The organism is Pseudomonas sp. ACN5 (assembly GCF_002303975.1).
In the GTDB taxonomy this organism is placed as follows: domain Bacteria; phylum Pseudomonadota; class Gammaproteobacteria; order Pseudomonadales; family Pseudomonadaceae; genus Aquipseudomonas; species Aquipseudomonas laurylsulfatiphila.
In genome coordinates this window covers 144,023-170,000 of sequence record NZ_MRCP01000009.1, presented here as the reverse complement: position 1 = coordinate 170,000, position 25,978 = coordinate 144,023, and the positions used below count along the sequence as shown (strand labels likewise).

The following is a 25,978-nucleotide window of genomic DNA, read 5'->3' as shown; positions in this document are numbered from 1 at the left end:
CGGGCAGGTCCAGATTAGCATTGAGCGGACGGTCAAAATAAATCAGATCGTACCAACCCGATACATCGTCTGAGCAAATGCATGGGAACCATCCAACAAGCGTAGGCGGCATTGCGGGGAACCGCCATGTTCGTCGTCCGTCTCGGTACCTGTTGCAGATGATTACACCGCAGTCTGGGCCTTGGACGTCGTGATCGCCGCGCCGCGGGTTGCTATAGAGGACAGTCGTCAGGTCAGCCCGCTGAGCCTTTGGGTACTCGACCGACAATTGGGTCCGGCCCCAATCCTGAAATTCAGACGATAAGATAAATTTTCAGTCCGCAACGCAGAACTCCATTTCCCCAGGCAAGGCACTCCCTGCGCCTTTCTCACACAATCCGCTCTATCGCTATCGCGTTGCATAACAGAAACAGGTGCGATGAGCGACTTTGGAACTTGCATTAACAATATTAACTTGATGCAGGAGGGGCGAGGCATCGTCGATTTCTCGTTTTCAGCAGGATATTAAGAATAATAAAAAACGCGCACCTGAAAATCTTGCGTTGCTTCTATTACTTTAAAATAACAAATGGAGCGCTATATAAATGAGTGGAAAAACAATAACTGCAAGTTCGGTGTTTCTTAGTATTACCCTGAGTGCCCAGGTGCATGCGGACTTCCTGAGTGACAGCAAAGCCACCTTGGGAATGAGAAACTTCTACTTCAATAACGACAACCGCGATGGCGTTGCCGCACCTTCCAAAACCGAAGAATGGGCGCAGGGTTTCACGCTGGACTTCAAATCGGGCTATACCGATGGAATGGTTGGCTTTGGTGTCGATGGCCTGGGGTTGCTGGGAGTTACCTTGGACAGTGGCAAAGGACGGCATGTCGGTAGCAGCATGATGCCTTCTGACAGTGACAACCGTGCCGTCGACGAGTGGAGCCGGCTGGGGCTGACCGTAAAAGTCAAAATGTCGAAAACTGAACTTCGCTACGGCACTTTGATTCCGAAACTCCCAATTCTGGTCGCCAACGACGGGCGCGTGCTTCCACAAACCTTCGAGGGCGGTCAAATCACCTCGAGCGAGCTCAAAGGGTTGACCTTGACTGGAGGTCGTATCGAACATGCAACAGGACGTGGTTCGAGCGATCAGACGGGGTTGGCCGTTGCCGGTGGTACGCGGGAAAGCAATCAGTTTGACTTCGCCGGGGGCGATTGGAACGTTACCAAGAATCTGACAGCTCAGTACTACTACGCCAGCCTCGACAACTACTATACGCAGCATTTTATGGGATTAATTCACACCCTTGCCCTCTCGGACAATCAGTCCCTTAAAACCGACCTGCGCTATTTCAAAACTGACTCGTCAGGGGCAAATAGCTCCGGGACGTCAGGCTACAGAATGAGTGGCTACACCAAAAACGGTAGTGGAGAGATCGACAACCGTACCTGGAGTGCCGCGTTGATTTACACACTGGGTGGTCACGCGATTACTGCGGGGTACCAAAGTGTGTCAGATGGCAGCAACTTCACTCAACTCAATCAGGGTAGCCTGACTGACAAGGGCGCCGGTGGAGCAAGCCTGTACTTGTATACAGACCGCCTTATCCAAACTTTCACCCGCGCAGGCGAGCGCACAGCTTTCGGTCAGTATGCTTACGACTTCACCGCTCTGGGTGTCCCTGGCCTGAAAGGCTCTGTCATGTACCTCTCCGGTGATAATATTAAAACTACGTCAGGCAACAACCAAAAGGAATGGGAAAGAGACATTAGTCTGGACTACGTCCTTCAATCCGGAGCGCTCAAAGGCGTAGGGTTCGGCTGGCGTAACGGCAAGTCCAACAGCGAAGCATCTCGTAACGTAGATCAGAATCGTGTTTTTGTGAGTTATAGCATTCCGCTTTTCTAGATAGTGGTGCGGGAAGTTTGATTCAACCAACGTCCGAACCCGTCATGGCAGACAAACGAATGTAAAGGGCGGGCCGGGATATCGGATGCTCATGATCGGCGCAGACCCGGAGTGCGACGCGCCAGTCATGGTCAAGCTGGTCGTCGATGCCGAGGTAACAGTGGTCCTTTTTTACCAGTCGGGAGCCATGCACCTCGGGCTAAATTTGATAGTGTCCATTCGAAGGCATACGATTGAGCGGGAAGGTGCCTACGTACAAGTTACAGCTCCGCCACGGTGACACCACGCCTGAAGCGGTCAGCAGACTGGGAGGTGTTACTTGAAGCACACAACTGATACGCCCGCTAGCGTTATCACGACACTTACCTACCTGGTCAAGCACGATGCGAAGCCCTATGTGCATACCGAGGCTCTGACCGGTAACAGTGAACCGCACTATTTTGCTGAGCAGGAGGAGCGCGAGGTCACGATACGCAACGGTCGTCCGTTGGCAGACAGCCTGTCTCTGGACAAGCAGGGGTTTGAACTCCATCGGCGGGATACGGTGGTCGAGGATCTCTACGACGATACCTCAGTGGAAAGCATCTACTATGACGAGGTCAAGGCCTTGATCAAGGAGTTGACGGGCGCGAGCCGGGTCGTCATCTTCGACCACACCAGGCGCAGCGACGCCGAGCGGCGGGATATTCGCGGTCCAGCCAGCCGTGTGCATAATGACTACACCGACCGCTCGGGGCCTGAGCGTATTCGCGACGTGCTGGGTCAGGATCAAGCCGCCGCACTGGTGTCGGTGGCCCAGATTAACCTCTGGCGCCCGATGAGCGGGCCCGTCAAGCGCTCACCGCTGGCCGTGTTGGACGCCTCGACGCTCAACTCCAATGACCTGCTGGCCACCGACTTGGTCTATCCGGATCGTATCGGTGAGATCTACCACCTGGCCTACAATCCGCAACAGCGCTGGTACTATTTTCCGGACATGCGCCGTGACGAAGTCTTGCTGATCAAGGGGTATGACTCACGTTACGACGGCCGTGCCCGCTTCACGCCCCATACCGCCTTCAAAGACCCCAATACGCCGCCGGGAGCCCCGCCGCGCGAGAGTATCGAAGTTCGCACCCTGGCCTTCTTTGATTAGGTTTTTGCCGCTTGGCGCGGGCCTATCGCCGCGCGGTGTTCCCCCCCGTGCTTTACCATGCGACCACCCGCTTCTCGTTGGTAGGGATGTATAGCGACTGGGTGAAGGGTTTGAACAGCTAACCACATTCAGCACGATCCGCAGTGCGCCAGTCCTCGACAATCAGCTGCTGAGTCTTTGGTGCGCGCGGATAGCTGATCCACCCGTGATATGGCCCAACTTTAAAGATTCAACGATACCTGAAGTTTAATAAAACATAACAGATCATGGTTGCTGTCAGGCCGACCAATATGTACTCGACGCGGGGTAGGAATATAACCAAACCACCTAGAGAAAACACGATCAAGGTGTTTTGTAGTATGTATTTCCTTATTTTAGGTACCGCTATGAAGTAGCCATATTGCTTGCCTAAGAAAAATAAGGCCATGCCGATGATTGACGTAATCTGGAAATCGCGCATCGCAATGTCATTCAGGATCGCATGCCTGATCAAATTTGCGAGAAGTGCTAGCCCCACAAACAGAAAAAGGTGCGAGTAGATTAAGGAGTGTCCACTCATACTACTTTCATTTTTGCTCAGTAGGTAAAAGCTATCAAAATAGATCCACCAGATACTGCAAATCATGATAAATCCGGTGATTGCCGCCATCACATTATAACGATCCCATTGGATGTCAGATAACCCTACAGAAAGGCTAATTACCGACTCGCCCAATAAGATAAGGGTGAGTAAACCTAGTCGTTCAACCAAGTGTTCTGTATGTGCGGGCAATGGCTTTAGCTTACCCCAAGAAAATAAAGGGAGCAGAATGTCAAGAAAAATCCCAATGTAAGCGACAAGGTAACGCATAGGTGGGTCAAAAAGAATGGATGAAAGACTAATCACTGCGCTAACTAACAGGGCGAAGCCAAGCCTGGAGGAGAATTCGCTACGGTGATCAAATTTATTTATGGACGAAATGTACATAATGCTGATGATGGCACGTATACCAAAATAGCAGGCAATAACAAGCGCAAAGTTTACTTCCAATTCTTCCCCAATCCGTGCAGACAGCACAATGAGCAGCAACATTAAAAATAATGTTGCCAAGCGGTGAAGGCTACTGTCTGTATCAAACCTATTTGAGTAAATCGTGTGGCTGGACCAGATCCACCATAATGGAACAAAAAGCAGTAAAAATGTCCATAATTGCTCCTGTTCAAAGTGGCCGTGATGAAGATGTCCGAGAGTATGCGTAACCTTGCCAATTGCTACAACAAAAATCAGGTCAAAAAACAACTCTAACCATGTGGCGTGTCGATTTTTTTCATAATACTTCAAAGATTTCATTCGCTGCTGGCTCCGTGTGCACCTCTTTAATGTAGAAGGAAACTAACGGATAAGCGAACGGGTGGACGGGTATAGGCGTCAACCTTGGGGGCGGTCGCAAAAACTGAGTGCAACACCTGACCTAGTCCACCACCACGTCTGTTAGTACGGTCAATACAGAATCCAGCGTGCCATCGGGCCGATAGCAACATTGCGCACGGGCGGACCTTAACGGGCAACTGGGCTGCTGTTCCGCCAACCATTCATTCAGCGCCTCGACCAGGACACGCGCCTCGACTATGGAATCTTCCGAGCTGTCAAAAATTAACATCGCCATTTTTTATGTCCTCGGTTCGCTGGGCTGATATTTTCGTGCCGCTGCTTTATGAGCGATGCTTATCGTTGGCAGCACCGCGGATTCTTCAATCTCCCGTATTGAAATATTATCGAATGCACACCTGGTGCGCTGCGCAATGGGGCACGTTCGCCCTCGGCTACGGTGTGGGTGATGCCAAGCGATTCTCTATCTAGCGATTTCGTCAACTCACTAACGAAAGCTCAATCATCTGACTCATCTCGGTGAACTCTGGAGCCCCGTCATAGCGAAGCCCGTCAATGTAAAACGCTGGGGTGCCATTCACGCCGCTCCGTACGCCGCCATTAAAATCGGATTTTATTTTGGGTATGTAAGTGCCGTCCTGCATAGCAACATAGAGTTCTTCGCTGGAGAGGCCGTGTTTTAGAACGATGGCCCCAAACAGCGGCAGGCCCAATCGATCTTGATTTTCATACAATTCGTCGTGAGCCTCCCAGAAGAATCCTCGACTCCCGGCATACTCAGCGGTGACGGCTGCACCCATCGCATGCGGGTGTACGGTGGTCAGTGGAAAGTTACGGAACACAAACTGCAGATCATCGCGAAAATGCTGCTGTAGCTTTTTGACGACCCAATACGCTAAACCGCAGTAGGGACATTCATAGTCGCCAAATTCCACCAAGGTGACTTTGGCATGCCCACTTCCTTGGCGATGGTCGTTGGCACTTACCGGGACTTTGAGAGTGGCCATGTGATCACCTGCTAATTTTTGGTTGGCGCGCTTTGGGGCGAACTCGCCAGAGCATCCAGCGCATCCAGAATGCCGTCCGCCCCAGGGTTGATTGCCATCGGTGAGATGTAGCTCCAGGCGATCACTCCCTCCTTGTCAATCACGAACAGCGCCCGCTTACAAACTCCCAGGTGGGAGTCGTACGCTCCATACTGTCGAGCCACAGCCCCTTTGGGCTCAAAATCGGCGAGCAGGCTGAAGTGAAAATTCCGATCTTTGGAAAAGGCCTGATGACACCAAGCGCTGTCAACCGAGATACCCAGTAGCGTCGCACCGTATTCTCTGAATGTGGGTAGCAACTGGTTGTATAAGGTCAGTTGGTCGCCACAAACAGAAGTCCAGTCTGCGGGATAAAACGCCAGTATCACGGGATTTCCCTTTAGCTCGCGTAGCGACAACTGCTGATCAGGGGTCGCGTACAGCGAGAAGCCGGGCGCGACAGTGCCGGCTGACAGCGGCCCCTGAACCAGGTCGTCATTCGTTTCTTTTGCAACATCCAATTCTGAAGTGTTCATTGCTTGAGCCCTGATAGATAGGTGGGTGGGATCTACTCAGGGGGGATACGACTTTCCCGGCGGGATAACTCCATCCACCATCAAGGGATTTATAAAGGCAACGATGCCTCGATCTCAGCCTGAGCCTGAGTGTTTTCGGCAGCGAAACGTTCACGATCCGCGTCAAGAAGCACGACGACGTTCGCCGTGCTTTCGCGGTATTTGGATTGAGGGCCATGTGGGTAGCGCAACGGCAGGATTCGCTCTGGCTCACCAATGACTATAGTCGCTGTTGTCGCTTGCCGTAGTCGCTGAACGCATTTTCGGTTTCCACAGCAAGGCCTCGCGCTAATTCTGTTGCCCATCCGCCTTCACCGTAATCGCCCGATCCTCTCATTGCTGATCGATTCGCCCCCGCGAATCCCGACATCAAAGCGTTGCTCGATCACTGGTGATTCCCTAGCCTCAATTGCTGATGAGTTGGTGGTTTACGACTGGCGGTATTTTTGAGCACGAATTTATCAGACGTCGTTCGTCGGTATCCTGGGTCGCCCATAGCGTGTTTTGATGAGATCCGACTATCTTGATTGGATGGCATCGTCTGTCGTGACTGCCATTCCCCGCAACATAATCGTCTTCCTGATCAAGCTCAGCGTAATGCGGATCTCATGTCCCAGCTTCTTGTGCATCGTTTACAGGGAAGTAGATCCATCTGAATGAGTTCGTGTTATCCACCTTTGGAGACAACTCATCATGGCTACTCTCTGTGAAATATGTAATGCGAGACCAGCGGTCGCGCGAGTGACCGTATCGCAAAATGGCCAAGCCAGGACAATGTCCATTTGCGACCACGATTACCGTCAACTCTTACGCCATCAAAGCATGTTGAATCCATTCGATTCTCTGCTGGGCGGGGGAGTGTCTCGCTTTTTCGACAGCATGGGCGGAGCAAAGGATCAGGGGGGCGATGACTTCAGGCTCTCTGCGCAAGTGCCTCGAGAATCTGTCGATGCAACCGATGCATTCAGTTCCCAGACGCTGGAAATCCTGCAACGCGCGGGTGAAAAAGCCCATGAGCTCAACCGTAGCGAGCTCGATACCGAGCACTTGTTGTATGTGCTGGCGGATACCGATGTGGGTACGGCGTTGCTCAAGGAGCTGAAGCTTTCTGCGGACGAGATCAAAGGCTACATCGATCAACATGCTCAGAAAGGCACGGCGCAGGACCAGTCCCCGGTGGACCGGATGAGCATTTCGCCCCGGTTGAAGAAAGTGTTCAATTCTGCGTTCCAGGCCTCTCGTGATTTAGGACATTCGTACGTTGGCCCGGAGCATCTGTTGATCGGACTTGCCTCTGTACCAGACAGTATTGCCGGGACATTGCTTAAAAAATACGGCGTAACGCCTGAAGCCTTGCGGCAGAAGGTGGTCAAGGTAGTGGGTAAGGGCGCTGAGGATGGGCGAGTCGATACCCCGACGGGAACACCGACACTCGACAAGTTCGGTCGCGACCTGACGTCACTGGCTCGTGAGGGCAAACTCGATCCCGTACTGGGGCGCGCGCAGGAAATCGAAAATACCATTGAGGTGCTGGCGCGGCGCAGAAAGAACAATCCAGTTCTTATCGGCGAACCTGGCGTCGGTAAAACCGCCATCGTCGAAGGGCTTGCACAACGAATAGTGAAGGGCGATGTCCCTGAGATCTTGCGTGGCAGACGGCTTGTTGAAGTCAATCTGAACTCAATGGTTGCGGGCTCTAAATATCGTGGTGAATTTGAGGAGCGAGCCAAGCAACTGCTTGATGAAGTCGCCGCAAAAAGCTCGGAGCTTATTCTGTTCATCGATGAGTTACACACGATCGTTGGCGCGGGGCAGGGTGGTGAGGAGGGCGGCCTGGATATTGCCAACGTATTGAAACCCGCATTGGCGCGCGGGGAGCTTAGTTTGATCGGTGCGACGACACTCAATGAATATCAAAAGCACATCGAAAAAGACGCAGCGCTTGAACGACGCTTTCAGCCTGTGTTGATATCCGAGCCCACCGTAGAACAGACCATCATTATCCTGCGTGGGCTGCGCGACAAGCTTGAGGCTCACCATCAGGTCACATTCGCCGATGAAGCATTTGTGGCGGCAGCAGAGCTGTCGGATCGTTACATCACCTCGCGCTATCTACCGGATAAAGCCATTGACCTGATCGATCAGGCAGCGGCCCGGGTTCGAATCAGTTCCTCCTCGAGGCCGGCTGGCATTCAGGAGTTGGAAGCCGAAATCACCCAACTTAAACGTGAACAGGACTATGCATCCTCCCGTAAACGATTTGATGAATCCAAAGGCTTCGAAGAACGCATTGGTCAAAAACAAGCGCAACTGGGAGAGGAAACAGAAGCCTGGGAGCGCAAGACAGGCTCCGAAACCCTTGAGGTGACCCTGGAGTCGATTGCCGAGGTACTGTCCCGTCTCACCGGGATTCCTGTGACCGAGCTTACGCAGGAGGAGCGTCAAAAGCTGTTGAATATGGAAGACACATTGCGTGATCGGCTGGTCGGGCAGGAAGATGCTGTTCGCGCGGTCAGCGATGCCGTTCGTTTGTCTCGAGCCGGCCTTGGCCAAGCCAACAGACCGATTGCCACGTTTCTCTTTCTTGGCCCTACGGGCGTCGGCAAAACCGAACTAGCCAAAGCGTTGGCGGAAACGGTGTTTGGTGACGAGCAATCGATCATTCGTATTGATATGTCGGAGTACATGGAGCGTCATGCGGTTGCCCGGTTGATCGGTGCGCCACCCGGTTACGTGGGATACGACGAAGGCGGGCAGTTGACAGAGCGTGTCCGCCGCAAGCCCTACAGTGTGATTCTGCTCGACGAGATCGAGAAGGCGCATCCCGACGTGAACAACGTATTGCTGCAGGTATTCGACGATGGGCGTCTCACGGACGGCAAGGGGCGTGTTGTGGACTTCAGCAATACGATCATTATCGCCACCAGCAACCTGGGCTCTCCCATTATCATGGAGAATCTTGAGCGCCCTGAAGATGAACGCCTTACGGATAAAGCGTTACGTGATGAATTAATGGGAGTCTTGAAAGGGCATTTTCGTCCCGAATTCCTGAACCGTATTGATGACATCATCGTGTTCCATGCCCTTACCCGTGACAACATCCGATCGATTGTGAGCATTCAGCTTGATCGGGTCATTCGAACCGCATCTGCACAGAACATCACAGTGAAAATTGATGACTCACTCATTGATCACCTGGCGGATGTTGGTTATCAGCCTGAGTTTGGCGCGCGTGAGTTGAAACGTCAGATTCGCCAGGCCGTCGAAACGCGGCTTGCGAAGGAAATGCTCGCTGACAAGCTGCAAGCCGGCGACAGCGTTGAGTTGGGTTACGACAAGGAGCGTAGCGAAGTGGTCTTCAATAAGGTGGAGGTGGATGCGCCAAAGACCGCCGAAAAGGGTAGTCCTCCAGACCAGCCAGATGATCTGGCACCTGTTGCGGAGACTGGGACTTAGCCTCAACACACTCACGTAACCTGGGAGCGGGCCTGTTGATCACGACGTGCAATGATGAACTGGATCCTCAAATGCCTGGATGAGCCCGGCAGGCTGAAGACGCAAGTGTGGAGGATTATCGTGCCAAAGCCTGATTCTGAAGGGCGTGAGCGCAACTCGACGCTGAAAAATTTCAGACTTCAGTGGGCGCTGATGAATGCTTACGAACGTTTCGAACAATTGGTTGTTCTTGCGCTCAGTCTCATCATCGCGTCTGTGATTTTGATGGCGCTACTGCAGCTCTGTCGCAGGGTTGTGCCGTTGGTGATCGGTGGTGCGATTGACCCTCTAGATCACGATGTTTTCCAGGCCCTCTTTGGTTCAATCTTCACCGTGCTGATAGCCCTGGAGTTTAAGCATTCGATTGTACGCCCGGCCCTACGACGCAACAGCATCGTTCAGGTTCGCACAGTGCTGTTGATCGCCTTGCTGGCGCTCAGCCGGAAGTTCGTTATTCTCGATTCTGCCGCTACTCCTGCGCTCACCATTGCCGCACTAGGATTTGCCACCCTGGTGCTCGGCATCGTCTGCTGGCTCTTACGAGAGCGTGATAAGGATGAATAGCTACAAGGGTTACGCAATGCCGACAATTTTTTAGCGAGAGCACCCCGGTATAGCCGTGCCGTACGCATTATCAGTGACACTGTGTGGCGGAACCGCACCGTATCTTATGGCCGCGATGGCCGGATGGGGCTATGGGCACTTGTTCTGGATCTACCTGACGGTGATCAGCGCCATCAGTGCCGTGGTCTATTTGCGCATGCCAGAAACCAAGGACCTGCCACTGCGCTAATTGTTTAGAGTTACACCGATACAACCAAACGCCTGATGCACCGCATCGGGCGTTTGGTATTTCAGTAATGAATAAGAAGGGCGAGGGCGGTTTTCGCTGTTGCACAATGCTTCAATGCGATTAAAATCTATCCAAACTTAGCTCAACTAAATAGATGTTTAGTTGAGTTATGGTCATGATCTTAACTAAACTCTACAAACAGACCGCATTTAGCTGACCATCGCCCCCAAGAACCACACTCAAAGTGCTTGCCAACAATTTGATAGCTCTGACCAATTTCGATGAAGTAACTTCATACAGGCGATTGGTGCCCCTCCAAAGCTCCAACCTCTAAATCTCTTTGGCTAAGATCTACGTCCACCGGCTGGCCATTACGCAATAGGTAAGGCATACCCTCAGCCCAAGCGAGGCAGTCCTTACCACGGTCTTCTGTTATCGGCGCGTAAACCACACCTAGAACTGGGATCGAATGTCGTAGTAGGCCGACAGAAATTGATGAGCCTTTGACGCCTTTTAAAAAATCGCTTGTGCTGTCGTTTGGATCGATTACCCAGCACCACGGGTGCCCGGTTAATACATGCCCCGTTTCCTCCCCCCCAAAAATCACATTTGAGCAATTGCAGTAGGGGATCGCGCAGACGCTCCTCAATCTCGATATCCACATCTGCCTTATTGCCCTGACCACGTACTCCAGAAGGCCTTTGCCATTCGGCGATTAGTAGTTCACCAGCAAGTGAAACCTCGGCTATCCGCTGAAATTTTTCTTCTACTAAGGTCTAGTGCTACGTAAAAATCTGCGCCTTCCTAGCCTTGGTGAAAGTCCAGGATTTACGTAGGCCGCCGCGTGGATGGGTGACCGCTGAAACTGCCGTGCTAGAGCCGTTATGCGACCTGTAGTCCACTATAATTTTTAAATGTCGATTAGCGACTCTGTCTAATTTTTAAATGTTGGCGCTCAATTGTCTGCCGTTGGATCGAAGACAGTTGATTTAGACGCGTCCAGTGGTAAACAACAAATGAAATCGATGGAAGCTCTGAATCAGTGGGCGCTAAGCTACCGCCGGGAAAATTAACGAACCCTGAATATGGTGTAGCCCATCTTGTTGATTTGCTGAGGATTATAGTTTTTAAATGCGTTTTTATAATTTTTAGATGATCCTCACACGAAGGGTGTGGCTGGAGGTTGAAATGTACCTTGGAGACGCCCTGTGTGGAATATCCATGAGTGCGCATAATGTATATTATGTTAAATCGTGTATGTGAAATCCCGCTCAGCTTAGGCCCCGTATTCAGCTCTACCATTACAATATGAGTAACCCGACGACTGATCGGCGTCAGATAAACAAGAACGGAGAATCGCGCGACGCTGCGATCGCCGCATTTTGGGATTTCAGCGCCAATCGCGTATTGCTCAATGAATCAGAGCGGTTGCTCCAAATTAAGGCTGGCTTCTCCGCTGAGCTTTTCCAAGTGGTTCGTATAGCCTTTGACCTTCAGGAGCGTAGCTTGGAGCAGCTCCTCTACTCGTCAATCTCCACGCTCAAGCGATGTGGCTGTGAACAAAAGCCTCTCAACGCCATCGCATCAGAACGGCTAGATCGAGTTGCCGTTGTCTGTCTTTTAGCTGAAAAGGTGTTCGAAAACAGAATTACGGCCGCATCGCGGAATCCACTAGAGAAATTGCTCCAATGGTGGATCAGTCAATTCAATTTCACCCAGTTTATCCCGGATCAGGATTGATCAATGATGGCTCCATCACTACTGAGGAGCCCCGCAATGAATTCTCTCTTTTCCCAAGTCCAGCTCAGTCGCTACACCCTCTCCAACCGCATGATCATGGCCCCGATGACGCGCTCACGCGCCGACGATGACGGTGTGCCAAGCGAACTGGTTGCGACTTACTACGCTCAGCGTGCCAGTGCCGGACTGATCATCAGTGAAGGCGTGTTCCCCATCGCTATGGGCAAGGGTTATGTTCGTACCCCTGGTATCGAAACCGCCGAGCAGGTCGCTGCGTGGAAGCACGTGACTGAGGCCGTGCATGCACGTGGCGGACGGATTTTCATGCAGTTGATGCACAGCGGTCGCATTTCGCACCCTTCGTTGCTGCCGAATGGCGCGCTGCCACAGGCACCATCCGCGATCAAACCCGCTGGCCAGACCTGGACCGCAACGGGCCTTCAGGATTTCGTTACCCCCCATGCATTGAGCGTGGTTGAGATTGCCGCAATCATTGAGGGCTATCGCCAAGCAGCGCGCCTGGCCATGGAGGCCGGCTTCGACGGTGTCGAGTTGCATGCCGCGTCGGGCTACCTGCCTGAACAGTTCCTCTCGACTGGCAGCAATCAGCGCACGGATGAATACGGTGGATCGGTTGAAAACCGTGTGCGTTTTGTATTGGACGTGCTGTCCGCAATAGCGACGGAAATCGGTGGTGACCGGGTGGGTCTCAAAATCTCCCCTGAAATGAATTTCAACGACATCGTCGATGCCAACCCGCAAGAAACCTACACCTATCTGGTCGAACACCTGCATGGGCTGAATCTTGCCTATCTGCATGTCGCCCTGTTCGGCGCCAATGTCGACTACCACGGCTTGTTACGTCCACTGTTTGACGGCAGCTACCTGATCGGTGGCGGGCTCGATCAACACTCCGCCGAATCCCTGATCGCTGATGGCCGCGCTGATGCTGCCGTGTTTGGCAGTGCATTCCTCGCCAACCCGGATCTGCCCGAGCGCTTTCGCACACGTGCCCAGCTCAACGTTCCGGACAAGAATTCGTTCTACACACCGGGTGCGCAAGGGTATATCGACTACCCTGCTTTGCCCGCAGCGCAACCCGTCTGAGGAACACGGCCATGTCACCCTTTGCACGCCTGCAGCGCATGAATCACGGCAGTCAGTTTCGGGCTTTCAGTCTGCGTGGAAATCAGTTCGCCAAGCCTATCGACCCGTTCCTTGCTGTCGATCATGCCTGGATCAGTGGGCCAACTTTTCCACCACACCCACATGCCGGGTTCTCGGCTGTGTCCTATCTGTTTCTTGATTCCGAAACCGGGATTGATAACCGCGACGCGCTGGGCAACCGCAACCTGATTCGACCCGGTGGGCTGCACTGGACGGCGGCGGGTAAAGGGGTGGTGCACGAGGAGGTGCCGGCCGAGCCGGGCAAGACGGTGCACATGCTGCAGATTTTCATCAACCTGCCGCAGGAGCGCCAAGCGGACGCTCCGTTTGCGCTCAGTCTCGAAGCGCAGGATGTGCCCGTGGTGCGGTTGCCAGGGGTCAAGGTGCGCGTGCCGCTGGGCAGCTTCGCCCAAATGTCGTCGCCATTATCGGTGCCCACCGAAGTGACCGTGCTGGACATCTCGCTCGAGGACGGCGCTGAAGTCAGCGTCCCGATTCCCGAGGGTCATGTGGCGTTCGTGATGCCGATTGACGGCGAAGTGTGGGTCGACGACCTCCCCTTCAATCTCATCGAGCTCACGCTGCCGGTGAATCTGCCGCTGCATGACGATCGCGCAGTCAGGTTGAGCGCCCCCAAGGGCAACGCCAAGGCTGTGCTGTTTTCAGGTGTCCCGTTGAATCAACCCGTGTATTGGCAAGGTCCGCTGGCGCTTGCCTCTCAGCTCGCGCTGGCCGAAGCCATTGATGGCTACCAGCGCGGCGCGTTCGGAACGCTGCAACCTCGTTAACTCAATGTTGACCGAACAACGCGCCCTCCCTGGCAGGTAAATGACGCTATGACGACAACTACGCCCTCCCCAGCCGCTACCACTCAACAGCGAACATCGCACCGCCCCACATTGCTGCTGATCCTGGCCATCGTCCTTATGGTCGTTGCCTTGTGCGTTGCCTACCTGCTGAAACTGGATAGCGAATCCACCGACGATGCCTATGTCGACGGCAATGTGGTTCAGGTGACCTCCCAAGTCAGCGGTACCGTAACGGCAATCAACGGCGACAACACCGATCATGTCGATAGCAACGCGCCGTTGGTCACATTGAACGCCGTGGACGCCGAAATTCAGTATGAGCGCGCCCAGTCGAACCTCGCTCGCGCAGTACGCCTGGCACGCACTGAGTACTACCAGGTCCAGCAACTCCTGGCCGAAGTCGAGCAGCGTCGAAACGACGTGCGCAAGGCTCGAGATGATTTGCGTCGGCGCAACCAACTCGCCGACAGTGGTGCCGTTTCTCGTGAAGAGATCAGCCACACCGCCGACGTACTCAAAAACGCAATAGCAGGGCTTGATGGCACCCAACACGCGCTCTCCATTCGGCGCGCGATGGTCGACGACACCACGCTTCGCACTCACCCGGATGTGCTGGTCGCGGCAAGCAACCTGCGTGATGCCTACATCGCCTTGCATCGCACCCAAATCTATTCGCCGGTTGCTGGCGTCATCACCAAACGCAGTGTGCAGGTCGGACAAAAAATCAGTCCGGGCGTCGCACTGATGTCGGTGGTGCCGGTTGATCAAGTCTGGGTCAATGCCAATTTCAAGGAATCGCAGATTGAAGATCTGCGTATTGGCCAACCCGTTGAACTGCGTGCGGATGCCTACAGCCGCAGCGTCATCTTCCACGGGACCATCATCGGCCTGGATGCCGGTACCGGCAGTGCTTTCTCCTTGATGCCGGCCCAAAACGCTACAGGCAACTGGATCAAAGTGACCCAACGGGTGCCGGTAAGGATTGCCTTGCGGCCGCAGGAAATCGCACAAAACCCCTTGCGACTGGGTTTGTCCATGCGGGTTTCAGTCGATACCTCCGATCGCAATGGCCCTGTCCTGAACAAGACCGGTGCACAGCAACCGGTCTACAGCACCGAGATTTTCAAGAACGAACTTAAGGACGCCAATGACGTTGTGGAACGCGTGATCAGTGCCAATGAGGGCAGTGACCATGCCCCCAAAAACGTGAAGCTTTGATGGGGCGGATCATGTACAGAAAACATGCTGCCTTGTTGTTCACTGTGGGCCTGCTATGTGCGCTGGAATATTTACAGGCGGGCATGATCGCTTTTGCCAATGCACCGATTCGCGGCGAAATCGAGGCCAGCCCTGAAGAATTCAGCTTGGTGGCCGCCCTGTATGCCTGTATCGCAGTGGTGGTGATTTCGAAACAGCATTGGCTGACGGAGCGCCTGGGCTGGCGCAATTTCATGCTCGGCTCAATCAGCGTTTTCGTGCTGGGCGCTTTGGTGTGTGGTGTGAGTGCTGATTTGACCAGTTTCACCGTAGGCCGAGTCATCATGGCCCTGGGTGGGGCCTCGTTCATGACGTCGGCACGCCTCATGATCAACCTGATTCCCCCTGGCCCGGGCCGGTTCACGGGAATCAAAGTATTTGCCACCGGGCTCGCTGGCGGGACGGCTGCGGCGCCTTTTATCTCGTCGTGGGTGGTGGCTGAAAATACCTGGCACGCCATCTTCTGGATATTGATCGTCGGCGCCCTGGTTGCAGCAGCGCTTTGCGTGCGTTTTCTGCCGACGAGCCCTATCCCCGAAGAGGACCGAACCCCCTCAAGCCTGGCAAGCATTCTCTTGTTGTCGGTCAGCAGTTTCTTTCTGCTCTACATTTTGCAGCGCTCCTACTACGACTTTTATAACGACACCTTCATCATCGTCGGTTGCGCACTCTTGGCAGCACTGGGGATGTACACCTTCTTCCACGCCGAACACAACAAGGCCAATCCCTTCCTGAAGGTCCGGGACTTGATGCAGCCTCGTTACCTCCAGGGCGTGGCGCTGTTTTGCTACGCCTACGTTGTACTGGGCGCCAATAACTACATCTTGCCGTACTTCCTGCAAACGGGACTGGGCTACTCCTGGGACACCATCGGTACATTCCAGGCCATCGGACTGACCGGCACCCTGGCCACCTGGGTCATCATGGCCACTCTCCTTCCAAAGCACCCTGCCCCGAAGAAGTTCTTCATTCTGGGATTCATCGCGCTGGGTGGCTTTGGCTGGCTGCTGTCCTCGCTGACGCCCAGCGCCAACATGTGGTCGAACATTCTGCCGGCATTGATTCTCAATGGCTGCTTTGTGATGTTGGTGATGTCGACCGCGGCCATGCAGACCTTTAGGGATGTGATGCAAGAGGAGAAGCTGTTCGCGCATGCCTATCAGATCAAAAACATGATGGGACAGATCGCCATGGCGATTGGCACCACGGCCGCCACACTGTTTCTGCAATGGCGCACGACCCTGCAATACAACAACCTCAACGTGCATTTCAGCGCCAGCGACCCTCTCTATGTGGAGCAGACTCAACAGCTGGCGCAAGCACTGTCATCCGAAGTGGGCGCCACGACAGCGAACCAAATCTCGGTGGCGATGCACGCACAAATGCTGCAGCAGCAATCGACCCTGGTCGCCAGCATGGAATACTTTTGGGTCGTGATCGGCGTGGCGGTGATCGCGCTGATCATTTCAGTCACGCAAAAGACCTTCAGATGAACTGGAATATTTTCAGGAATGTTGACGTTATGAGTGCTTACACGTGATGAACACCACGCACCCGGAAATCATTATTGTCGGCGGATCCCTTGCTGGCCTCACGCTGGCGCTCGCTTGCGCGACCAGGGGCGTCCCCGTTCGTGTCGTTGAGCGCTCTGTCGGGCGCGTGCACGGTGGGGACAGCCTGAGTATTGATCTTGAACTGGTCGCGACGACGGTTGGCCATGATCCACGTGTTGCGCCCATCTTGCCCGTGGTACCGGCCTATCGTGAACTGACGACCTGGCCGGCGCTTTACAACTGGCTACGAGACCGGGCTCTCGCAACACCGGGCATCGTCCTCGAAGAAGGCAAAGCTGTCACCTCGGTCGCAGACCGTGGGGATCTGGCACTACTCTCCTTTGCCGACGGAACGCAGAGGTTTGCCGCCGCGGTGATCGGTGCGGATGGATATCGCAGCATCGTTCGCCAGGCAATCACGCCCGACGCACCGCTTGCCCGCTATGCCGGTTATCTGGTGTGGCGTGGGCTGGTCGAGGAGCGAACGCTGACGCGTCCCGTCCCCTGGCCATCGGACGGCGGCCTATGGATTGAGTTCGTGGGCGGATATCGTCTGGTTGCCGCGGTGCTTCCAGGTCGCGACGGCTCGATGGAGCCAGGTCAGCGTCAAGTCACATTCGCATGGTTCGATGTGCATCAGGAGGCATTGCTCCGTAGCACCCGCTGCCTGACCGCCGATGGCCACATCGTGGGCACACTCGGACGCGGGACGATCGATGAAGACGTGAGGTCTGGCTTGGTCGCCCAGGTCCCTCAGGTCTGGCCTGAGATGTGGGCAGAGGCAGTGACTGTCGGCGTGCGCTCAGCGAATGTATTGAGCGGCGCTCCGATTGCCGAATACAAGCCGCAGCGGTTGGCACGTGGCGCACTGGCCATCATCGGCGACGCTGCCCACGTCGTTTCTCCGATGACCGGGCGCGGCTTTTTGACCGGAGTGGAAGATGCGGCGGTGCTGGCTCAAATGCTCGCAGACCAAAGCGCAGACGAACCCGTTGCCGCTGTGCTGGCCCGTTATGAAGCAGCACGATTACCCTTCGTCCGCGGGTTGGTTACCCATTCAAACCGGATCAGCGCCGAATATCTTCGTTATGCGGCAGAGTGAACTGATCTGAGAACTGTCGCGTTGCCCGAAGAGCCATGCGCTTCGAGCAACGTGACGGGATCGTGGTTTACTGGATGCCAGCACCCAAGGCTGGGAATACATCGGTGAACAACAAGCCAATCAGCTGCTGTCCGGTAGGTGTAGACCAATCCTGTCCGATCTCTGCCATGAGCGTATTGGTGGCGGTGAGCACGACGCCGGCGTCGTGCATTCGTTGACGAGCGAATTCTTCGGAAAGATCGCTGGGCGAACCCGAAGCATCCAGTACGGCCTGCACGGCAAAGCCTTCGAGCGCAGCATCGATTGCCGGAAAGATAAGACAAACGTCAGTGGTCACACCGGCCATGATCAGATGCTTACGCCCAGTGGCGAGCACTGCATCGTGGAAGTCAGCGTATTCCCAGGCGTTGACCACACCGGGACGCTTGATCCGTGCCGCGTGCGCTTCTGGGAGTATCGCGGCGATTTCCGGAAGAATCGGGCCCTGGGCTTGATCTTCCTGGCTGGACGTAATCACGACCGGCATGTTGAGGATCTTCGCCATCTTGGCCAGCGCAATCGACTGCTTGGCGGCAAACTCACGGTCGATGTTTTTGATCAGTTGCATCGTGCCGACCTGATGGTCGATCAGTAACAACGCGGCGTTCTCTGCAGTGAATCGTACGGCAGCCATAGTACAAATCCTCGTTTCGTTGGGTTCAAAAAAAGGGTAGCGGAGGTCCGCTGAACAGCACGACGTTGGCACTGCCCTGCGGGGCTCTCAACTTGACCTCGCGTGGAGTATTTTGCGCCGGGAACACCGGAAGCTTGAGGTCCTCGCGATTGAAGCGCTGGGCCTCCACCTCCACCGTGCCGTCGATTGGCATGGCAAACATGCAGTGGCCTGCGGCAATAGACACACTCAGCTCGGCACCCTCCTCCAGAGAGATGTCGAGCATCGTTACCTCGGTCGGTGGACTCAGCGGGGAGCGCATTTCACGATAGCTCCCCAACGGCACCCGCACCTTGGCACCTGGCTCCTGCATGACTGGCACATCCTGCGCTTCGAGTATCAGCGGGAACGGAGCGATGTCCCTGTTCGACGGAGCGAGAGCGACGAAAATCTGCAGTCCGTGAACCTTTTTGCCGGTTTCGACCGGAACCTCTTCGTGCACCACGCCACGGCCGGCGGTAGTCCAGTGCAGGCCGCCCGGTTGAATCACGTTCTGGGTACCGATCGAGTCACGGTTGGCCATGCCCGTCTCGGAATCGGGAAGCAGGTAGGACACCGCCGAAATGCCGGCATGCTGGTGTGGCCCAAAGGTCGGCGCGTCCATCCAGTAGTGGTCGACCCCGATGAAGGGGGAGATCAATTCTGCCTCGGTGCGCAGACCAAAACCGTGGAAATGGCCGCCGAGGTTGGCGCGACTAAGCGGGGCGATAACGACAGACATGACAGCAGCCTCTGGTACTGGTGGTGTCGTTCAATGCGCAATAATGAGTGTAGCCCCACCATCTCTCACCGAACGGCAATTGGTCATCGTGCATAGGGCGCGAAAAAAGCCTCAAACGCAGCCAGCAATGCCTCCGGGCGTTCCTCCGCCGGATAGTGACCGCAATCCGGAATGACCACGGATTCGACATTCGATGCGACCGTGCGCAACTCGGCTTCAACGCTGTCGCCACAGGCAAGCGCACCCGAAAATGCCAACACCGGTAAGGTCAGGCGTGTTGCTTTGCGCTGTTGGTTCTGTGGAATCGACTGATCGATTGCGCGGTAATAGTCGAAGCTGGCCCGCAGGGCTTGTGGATCGCGCTTGAGTTGTTCGATGTAGAAGTCGATCGCGTAACGAGGTACCGCCTCTGGCGACCCTGCTTTCGTCGCGAACTGGTGACCGAAGTAGAGTTCTTCGCGACCACTGACCAGTTGCTCGTTGATGCCCAGCGCCCGATTGAAGTTGAAATGCCAGAGAAAATCACTGAGCCAGCGCTGCTCAGGCAGCAATGGCGGAGAGTCCGATAAGCCTGGAATAAGCGCCTCGCCCAGCGCAATGCGCTCGATTCGGGCGGGTTGATCGTGTGCCATGGCATAACCGGTCCACATGCCGATGTCATGGCCGGCCATGGCAAAAGACTCATGCCCCAAGGCGTCCATTAGCGCAAACATGTCTTGGGCCAAGGTCCTTGAGTCATAACCCTCCTGCGCTTTTTCCGAGAGCCCGACACCCCGCGGATCGACAGCGATCACGGTGAACGTGCGAGCCAGCGGCAGCATCAGGTAACGCCACGCAAACCAGTTTTGCGGCCAGCCTCCAAGCAGTAGCAACGGCTTGCCCTGCCCGCCAATGACGGCGTGCAGTTTCACGCCGTTGGCCGCGATCTCGTAGCTTTCGAAGACGTCAGTAAAACCGGTTGGCAGCTTGGGTATGTCGTGCACGGAGCCGAAGCCGCTCAGCGTTTTGAAGTGTTCCTTTTGCTGCATCCCAAAGCCCGCCTGATTGTCTAATCACCAGACCATAAATGAGGCACCAGAGACTGACTAGACAGGAAAATCACCAAGGACTGTTGTGCTGATGCACCAATCACGGCGCAAGGGCCACGACTGGCGCCCCTGCTTCGCAGCTGTGGCCAATAGACCAGGCTTAAAAACGCACGACCGCCTGGAGCCAGAGTCGCTCGCCGCGGGCCCGGTTTTCGACAAGCGTTTCATGCTGCCACTTCATCAGTACGCCAAATTCGGGGGTTTGATATTTCACAACAGGGCCATAAGCAACCACTTGACCTCGATTGCCATCCTCCCACACCGACTCACCGTGACGCTCATCATCGCTCACCTGCTTGTACAAATACCCACTGACCCCAACCTGCCAATTTTTGTTCAAGCTGTAGCCAAGATGATAGTCAGCATTAATCTCGCGCCCCGACCGGTAATCAGTCGCACGATTCTTGTCGTTTATCATGTAGAGAATCTTGGCGCTTATCTCCACCTCATCTATCGGGTTTGCCGTGAAGGAGTACCACGGCGAGTAGGACCACACATTGGTTCCCACATTGAACAGCCGATCCTTGTCATACGAAGCGGTGGGCGCATAAAAATCCACACCCAGCATCTGATGGAAACGTGGAGAGCTCCAGCCCAGAAACAGTGGCGTAAACGCCAGATCGGCGAAGCCTTCATCCTTGCCACTGTTGCGGACACGCCCTTGGGGCGTTTCGGTATAAAAACTCACCTGCCCTTTTATGTAGGGTAAGGCGGCACGACTGGCCAGTGTTGCGCCCCATAACGTGTAGTCGGAATAAACGTAGTCCAGGCATACCGCGAGTGACTGGTAACTGAGATTGAAGTCTTCAATCCCGGCCATGCTGCGCCCATAGGCACCTTTTAGTTCAGTCGACTCGTAAGCGGAGCTGTAAAAAAAGGTGGTTAACCCTGGCGGCGGCATTCGCCCAGCCAATACGGTGTCAAGACCGAGTGGGTAAGCGGTTCCGTTATTTTCGGTGGCGTGAGTTTGGGTACAAGTCAGCAGTATGGCTGCCGTGCAGAGCAAGGGAGAGCGTTTGCTGAGCCGCAACGTTTTTACGCGCAACATAAGGATGATCTCGTATGGATTATTATTTTGATTACGAAGATTCATGCGAACAAACAGAACAAACAGAGCAACGGGCCTGCCTCTAATGGGTGTTTATTATTTGCAAGGCAATAGAGTCCCTCCTTGTTTCAGGCAGGCCCAGTTGATTAATCAAGTTTAATGTCAGGCAAAGTTACCAGGCAGTGGTTCCACCATCGACCCGAATATCCGTACCCGTGATGAAAGAACTTTCATCAGAGGCCAGGAACACAGCGGTGGCCGCAACTTCTTCGGGCTTGCCCAAACGTCCCAGCATCACCTTGCCCACCATCGTTTCTGCCCACTCGGGATCCTGCAGCAACGGGATTGTTTGCTTGGACTCAATCAAACCTGGGGAAATGCTGTTGGCGCGCAAACCATGGACCCGGCCTTCCAGTGCCAGTTGGCGAGTCATGGAAAGCACAGCGCCTTTGGCCGCGCTATGCGCGATTCCAGGGAGCATGCGGTAGGTCGACCATGCCGAAACAGATGCCGTGTTAATAATGGAAGCGCCCGCAGACTTGATTAACTCCGGCCAGGCTGCACGCACGAGGTGGAAAACCAGATTCAGTTCCTGATCGATTGTTCGATGCCAATCATCGTCTGATATCTGATCGATCCATCCAAAATAGGCCATCGCCGCATTATTGAATAACACATCGACGCGCCCGTATTCCGACACCGCCAATTCAACTAGACGGGTGCAGTTGGCAGGGTCCGTCAAGTCACAATGGTTTAATGAGACCATCTCCCCACCCATGGATTTCACGGCATCAACCGTCTCTTGAGCCGCCTCATGATAGATGTCACACCCCACTATTTTGGCGCCTTGTTGCGCGAACATTAATGCAGCCGCTCGCCCCATTGACCCGCCAGTGCCTGTAATAATGCAAACTTTACCCTGCAGACGATGACCCATAAGCACTCCGTTATTCTTGCTTGTTTTTATAAGAACAGATCTTGCAGTAACACACCCGATCAGTCGTGGTGGTTAATGAGTTGCCGAACTGTAGGTAGACCACTACCTATTGACTAGGCACGAAAATCACCAAGGACTGTTGCGCTCACGCTCCAATCACGGTGAAAGGGTCTAAAAGGGAAATAACAGGCAGGGTCAGAAATTCAAAATGCGGTTGTATTCCGGCTCTAACCACTCCGGTTTTTCGGCGTACAACGTACGTGTTAACTCTTTGATGACTTCTACGACGCTATCGTTATCATCAAGGCGGTAACTCATGATCAACGGTGAGACCGCTTCTTTGTCGCTTACAAGTCGATAAACCAGCTCACGTCTGAGGTGGCGAGCCGAGGCGGGAATGATGCAATAACCCGACTCCGCGGACGCCAATCCTAACGCTGTCTGAAGATCGCCTACTGCGTGTACCTCCGAGGGTTCGCCACCCTTCGCTCTGATCATGTTCAACACCTGATCAGCGAAGCTTGGATGGAATCGGGAGGGATAAACAATGATCGGCCAGCCACCCAGTTCAGCTAGTGAAACAGGGGTAGATATGGAAGCAAGCTCAAAGGCCGGTGCTATGGCAGCCATAAGGCGCTCCTCTCTGAGCACTATTCGATCGACCTCGGCTGCCTCCGTGTGGATGCGTCCAAACCCTACATCGATCTTCCTTTCCCGTAGCGCAACCATCTGTTCACCAGATGTCATTTCCTCCCATTTCACGTCCAGGTCCGGCCGAACTCTTCGCAAACGGCGAATAATCGTCGGGAGGGCACCATACAAGGCCGAGGCAACGAAACCGATCGTGAACGTCTGACGTGTGCCCAAGGCCGTCTGACGAGCATTTGCCGTCATCTGTTCGAATTTGCCAACGAGTGCTATGGCATCTTCATAGAATCGCTGACCGGCTGGGGTCAGCTGAATGGGGCGTGTCTCACGAAGGAATAGTTGAAAACCCAACTCTTCCTCGAGCAGATGGATCTGCTTGCTAAGTGACGGCTGCGCGACGTGCAGCGACTGCGCTGCCTTAGTGAAATTCCGTGTTCTTGCCACCGCGATAAAACGCTTGATTTGACGGATATCCATGACGGCCTTTCTACCAGGGAGGTTCCCTAGTATAGCCGCGAGGCTATGGTGCATAGGGACAAAGTCTTGGACGCTGCGCATCAAAGTTGCGAAAAATGGCCCACCAATAATCACAATAGAAAGGTGACTCAATGGACCGCAAGCATGCGCTACGTGTAGCCATCGTGGGTGGAGGAATTGCCGGGACTGCCCTGGCACTAGGCCTGATAAAAAAGGGAATGACACACGTCAAGCTGTTTGAAGTCGCCCCCGCTTTCGGTGAAATCGGCGCCGGCGTTTCTTTTGGCGCCAATGCTGTACAGGCTATCAAGCAGCTCGGTATCGGCGAGGACTACCATGAAATTGCCGACAGCACTTCTGCCCCCTGGCAGGACGTCTGGTTCGAGTGGCGTCATGCGCACGATGCCTCACTGATAGGTACCAGCGTTGCGCCGGGCGTAGGGCAATCATCTGTCCATCGCGCCGACTTCATCGATCTGTTGGCCAAGCGCCTACCGCAAGGCATTGCGTCGTTGGGCAGGCAAGTCGTCGGCTATGAAGAAAACAATAACGAAGTATCACTGAAGTTTTCCGACGGCAGCTCCTACCCAGCCGACGTTGTCATTGCCGCAGACGGAATCAAATCAGCCCTGCGTAATCCCCTGCTTGCTGCTGCTGGCCATTCAGCCGTAAAGCCGCGCTTCACCGGCACGTCAGCGTTCAGGGGATTGGTGGAAACGGCGGTACTCCGTGATGCTTATCGTGCGGCAGCACTGGATGAGCACTTACTCAACGTGCCTCAGATGTACCTGAGCGAAGACGCCCACGTCCTGACGTTTCCCGTTAAAAAGGGGCGTCTGATCAACATCGTTGCCTTTGTGTCCGACCGCCATGTCGAACATCCCTCCTGGCCGGCCGACATGCCATGGGTGAAAGCGGCTTCGAAAGAGCAAATGCTGAACAGTTTTGAAAGCTCAGGGCTTGCCGTAAAAACGCTACTTCAATGCATTGAAAACCCGACGCTTTGGGCCCTTCACGATGTGGAGCCGTTACCCACTTATGTCCACGGGCGAGTAGCACTCATTGGGGACGCGGCTCACGCGATGCTGCCACACCAGGGTGCTGGCGCAGGCCAGGGCCTCGAAGATGCTTACTTTCTGGCAGAGTTGCTTTCGAACGAGGCGGCTTCAGCGGCGGATGTACCCGCACTGCTGGCGGCCTACGATGAGGTCCGACGCGAGCGTGCCTCGCGCGTTCAGCGCACGTCCTGGGAAGCCGGTGAGTTGTACGAATACAAGAACCCAACCGTTGGTCGCGATTCCCGGAAATTGAAGAACGCGTTGGAACAGCGCCTGGATTGGGTTTGGCAACATAGTCTGGACGATGAAGTGAAAAAAGCCCTGACACTCTGCTAAACGCGTTTTTCTCGCCCCTTCTGCCAGGTCAATCGTTCCAGATTGACCTGATTGTCACCCATTGAATACCGACATGATCAAGCGCCGCAGCCAGACACTTCTCGGCGCTTCGTGGAAACGTGCATGCCAGTACTGCTTGAGGTCGTAGCGTGGAATGTCCACGGGAGGCTCGACCATTCGCACGTTCAGATTATGCGTGTACATGTTGGCGACGGTGCGTGGCAACACCACGATCAAATCGGAGCGTTCGATGATCGATGGCACACTCATGTAGTGAGAAGTCTGCAGCACGATGTTGCGGTGGATACCTGCTTTGGTCAGGTGAGCTTCGAACATTTCCTGGCGTCGGCTGCCATCACGTACCTGCAGATGCTCCAGCCTGATGAAGTCCTCCAGGGACAGTTGCTCCCCCGCCAGCGGGTGATCGAGGCGGATCAGACAGACCAGGTCATGAGAGAACAGCCGCTGCTGATAGATGTTGGGGGTTGTGAGGTCGGGAAAATAGCCAAGCACCGCATCGACCCGGCCTTCATGCAGGTTCTCCACAAGCTCATCAGGTGCCAGACTGACAGTTCGAATGCGGGTATTCGGTGCCGCGCTGCGCAGGCTTTGGAATAGCGCGGGTAGAAAGACCACTTCACCCACTTCGCTCAGGCAAAAGACGAACTCCTGCTCGCTGGTGGCAGGGTCGAAAGTCGGGCCGCTGAGGATGTCCCGGTCGATGATTTCGATCACCTCGCGGGTGCGTTCAATGATGCCTTGCGCACGTGGCGTCGCCTCCATCAGGTTGCCCGAGCGAATGAACAGCGGGTCGCCCAGTGAGTGACGCAGGCGGGCCAGTGCAGCACTGGTTGCAGGTTGGCTCATGCCTAGCCGCTTCGCCGCAGCTGTGACATTGCCGGCTTCATAAACGGCCAGCAGGACGCGGAGCAAGTTGAGGTCGGTGCGCATAGGTATAACAAAACCAGATAGTTTGAATAATTAGAATTGGCTTCCTTTATTTAATGCGCTTCGCGACGATCCCGTCCAGATAAAAAAAAT

The 25,978-nt window shown here is 54.7% G+C and carries 23 protein-coding genes; 12 read left to right on the top strand and 11 right to left on the bottom strand.

All coding sequences use genetic code 11. The features are described 5' to 3' along the window. Window positions 1-584: 584 nt before the first annotated feature. Window positions 585-1,892, top strand: a complete 1,308-nt coding sequence (locus BSF40_RS18245; protein ID WP_095966128.1) for an OprD family porin — start codon at window positions 585-587, stop codon at window positions 1,890-1,892. A 319-nt stretch (window positions 1,893-2,211) separates the two neighbouring features. Next, window positions 2,212-3,027, top strand: a complete 816-nt coding sequence (locus BSF40_RS18235) for a CmcJ/NvfI family oxidoreductase (RefSeq protein ID WP_095966127.1) — start codon at window positions 2,212-2,214, stop codon at window positions 3,025-3,027. Window positions 3,028-3,256: 229 nt separating this feature from the next. Here BSF40_RS18235 and BSF40_RS18230 read toward each other — a convergent pair whose 3' ends face one another. The 3 genes from BSF40_RS18230 to BSF40_RS18215 all read right to left on the bottom strand — a co-directional run bounded on the left by BSF40_RS18230 (window position 3,257) and on the right by BSF40_RS18215 (window position 5,957). Next, window positions 3,257-4,357, bottom strand: a complete 1,101-nt coding sequence (locus tag BSF40_RS18230) for a low temperature requirement protein A (protein ID WP_095966126.1) — start codon at window positions 4,355-4,357, stop codon at window positions 3,257-3,259. 518 nt (window positions 4,358-4,875) lie between these two features. Further along, entirely contained in the window at window positions 4,876-5,403 is a 528-nt protein-coding gene (locus BSF40_RS18220) for a thioredoxin domain-containing protein (RefSeq protein ID WP_095966125.1), read from the bottom strand. An 11-nt stretch (window positions 5,404-5,414) separates the two neighbouring features. Next, a complete protein-coding gene (locus tag BSF40_RS18215; protein WP_095966124.1) occupies window positions 5,415-5,957 on the bottom strand; it encodes a redoxin domain-containing protein in 543 nt (180 codons plus the stop codon). 732 nt (window positions 5,958-6,689) lie between these two features. Between BSF40_RS18215 and BSF40_RS18210 the strand changes: the two genes are divergently transcribed. The 3 genes from BSF40_RS18210 to BSF40_RS32035 all read left to right on the top strand — a co-directional run bounded on the left by BSF40_RS18210 (window position 6,690) and on the right by BSF40_RS32035 (window position 10,284). Beyond that, window positions 6,690-9,452: an ATP-dependent Clp protease ATP-binding subunit gene (locus BSF40_RS18210; protein WP_095966123.1), complete on the top strand. Its 2,763-nt coding sequence runs from the start codon at window positions 6,690-6,692 to the stop codon at window positions 9,450-9,452. 192 nt (window positions 9,453-9,644) lie between these two features. Then, a complete protein-coding gene (locus BSF40_RS18205; protein WP_064680710.1) occupies window positions 9,645-10,055 on the top strand; it encodes a phosphate-starvation-inducible PsiE family protein in 411 nt (136 codons plus the stop codon). 55 nt (window positions 10,056-10,110) lie between these two features. After that, window positions 10,111-10,284 (top strand): MFS transporter, encoded by a 174-nt coding sequence (locus BSF40_RS32035; RefSeq protein WP_141249758.1) that lies wholly within the window; start codon window positions 10,111-10,113, stop codon window positions 10,282-10,284. Window positions 10,285-10,576: 292 nt separating this feature from the next. Here BSF40_RS32035 and BSF40_RS18200 read toward each other — a convergent pair whose 3' ends face one another. Next, entirely contained in the window at window positions 10,577-10,948 is a 372-nt protein-coding gene (locus BSF40_RS18200; RefSeq protein WP_371918097.1) for an inositol monophosphatase family protein, read from the bottom strand. A gap of 644 nt (window positions 10,949-11,592) precedes the next feature. On the opposite strand from BSF40_RS18200, the gene BSF40_RS18195 reads away from it, so the two are divergent. From BSF40_RS18195 to BSF40_RS18170, 6 genes are read left to right on the top strand one after another with little or no spacing between them, the layout of a single operon-like run. Beyond that, the gene (locus BSF40_RS18195) at window positions 11,593-12,024 is read left to right on the top strand and encodes an antitoxin Xre-like helix-turn-helix domain-containing protein (RefSeq protein ID WP_095966121.1); all 432 of its coding nucleotides are present in this window, start codon (window positions 11,593-11,595) and stop codon (window positions 12,022-12,024) included. 36 nt (window positions 12,025-12,060) lie between these two features. Further along, the gene (locus BSF40_RS18190; protein WP_095966120.1) at window positions 12,061-13,131 is read left to right on the top strand and encodes an alkene reductase; all 1,071 of its coding nucleotides are present in this window, start codon (window positions 12,061-12,063) and stop codon (window positions 13,129-13,131) included. Between the two features lie 11 nt (window positions 13,132-13,142). Next, complete coding sequence (locus BSF40_RS18185; RefSeq protein WP_095966119.1) at window positions 13,143-13,979, top strand: pirin family protein; 837 nt, start codon at window positions 13,143-13,145, stop codon at window positions 13,977-13,979. A gap of 48 nt (window positions 13,980-14,027) precedes the next feature. Then, entirely contained in the window at window positions 14,028-15,218 is a 1,191-nt protein-coding gene (locus BSF40_RS18180) for an efflux RND transporter periplasmic adaptor subunit (RefSeq protein ID WP_095966118.1), read from the top strand. Window positions 15,219-15,229: 11 nt separating this feature from the next. Then, entirely contained in the window at window positions 15,230-16,750 is a 1,521-nt protein-coding gene (locus BSF40_RS18175) for an MFS transporter (protein WP_095966219.1), read from the top strand. Window positions 16,751-16,796: 46 nt separating this feature from the next. After that, window positions 16,797-17,912 (top strand): FAD-dependent monooxygenase, encoded by a 1,116-nt coding sequence (locus BSF40_RS18170; RefSeq protein ID WP_095966117.1) that lies wholly within the window; start codon window positions 16,797-16,799, stop codon window positions 17,910-17,912. Window positions 17,913-17,979: 67 nt separating this feature from the next. Here BSF40_RS18170 and BSF40_RS18165 read toward each other — a convergent pair whose 3' ends face one another. The 6 genes from BSF40_RS18165 to BSF40_RS18140 all read right to left on the bottom strand — a co-directional run bounded on the left by BSF40_RS18165 (window position 17,980) and on the right by BSF40_RS18140 (window position 23,543). Then, window positions 17,980-18,585 carry an isochorismatase family protein gene (locus tag BSF40_RS18165; RefSeq protein ID WP_095966116.1) on the bottom strand — a complete coding sequence of 202 codons (606 nt, stop codon included), beginning with the start codon at window positions 18,583-18,585 and terminating at the stop codon, window positions 17,980-17,982. A gap of 25 nt (window positions 18,586-18,610) precedes the next feature. Then, window positions 18,611-19,345 carry a pirin family protein gene (locus BSF40_RS18160; RefSeq protein WP_095966115.1) on the bottom strand — a complete coding sequence of 245 codons (735 nt, stop codon included), beginning with the start codon at window positions 19,343-19,345 and terminating at the stop codon, window positions 18,611-18,613. Window positions 19,346-19,428: 83 nt separating this feature from the next. Beyond that, on the bottom strand, window positions 19,429-20,373 hold the full coding sequence (locus BSF40_RS18155) for an alpha/beta fold hydrolase (RefSeq protein WP_095966114.1): 945 nt from the start codon (window positions 20,371-20,373) through the stop codon (window positions 19,429-19,431). A 160-nt stretch (window positions 20,374-20,533) separates the two neighbouring features. Then, window positions 20,534-21,481, bottom strand: a complete 948-nt coding sequence (locus tag BSF40_RS18150) for a transporter (RefSeq protein WP_095966113.1) — start codon at window positions 21,479-21,481, stop codon at window positions 20,534-20,536. 172 nt (window positions 21,482-21,653) lie between these two features. Further along, the gene (locus BSF40_RS18145) at window positions 21,654-22,418 is read right to left on the bottom strand and encodes an SDR family NAD(P)-dependent oxidoreductase (RefSeq protein WP_095966112.1); all 765 of its coding nucleotides are present in this window, start codon (window positions 22,416-22,418) and stop codon (window positions 21,654-21,656) included. Between the two features lie 195 nt (window positions 22,419-22,613). Further along, window positions 22,614-23,543 carry a LysR family transcriptional regulator gene (locus BSF40_RS18140; RefSeq protein WP_095966218.1) on the bottom strand — a complete coding sequence of 310 codons (930 nt, stop codon included), beginning with the start codon at window positions 23,541-23,543 and terminating at the stop codon, window positions 22,614-22,616. A gap of 131 nt (window positions 23,544-23,674) precedes the next feature. Here BSF40_RS18140 and salA point away from each other — a divergent pair, with 131 nt between their 5' ends. Continuing rightward, window positions 23,675-24,937, top strand: coding sequence for a salicylate 1-monooxygenase (gene salA, locus BSF40_RS18135; RefSeq protein WP_095966111.1), 1,263 nt, complete (start codon window positions 23,675-23,677; stop codon window positions 24,935-24,937). Between the two features lie 54 nt (window positions 24,938-24,991). On the opposite strand, the gene BSF40_RS18130 is transcribed toward salA, so the two are convergent. Next, window positions 24,992-25,888 carry a LysR family transcriptional regulator gene (locus tag BSF40_RS18130; protein WP_095966110.1) on the bottom strand — a complete coding sequence of 299 codons (897 nt, stop codon included), beginning with the start codon at window positions 25,886-25,888 and terminating at the stop codon, window positions 24,992-24,994. Between the last annotated feature and the right edge of the window lie 90 nt (window positions 25,889-25,978).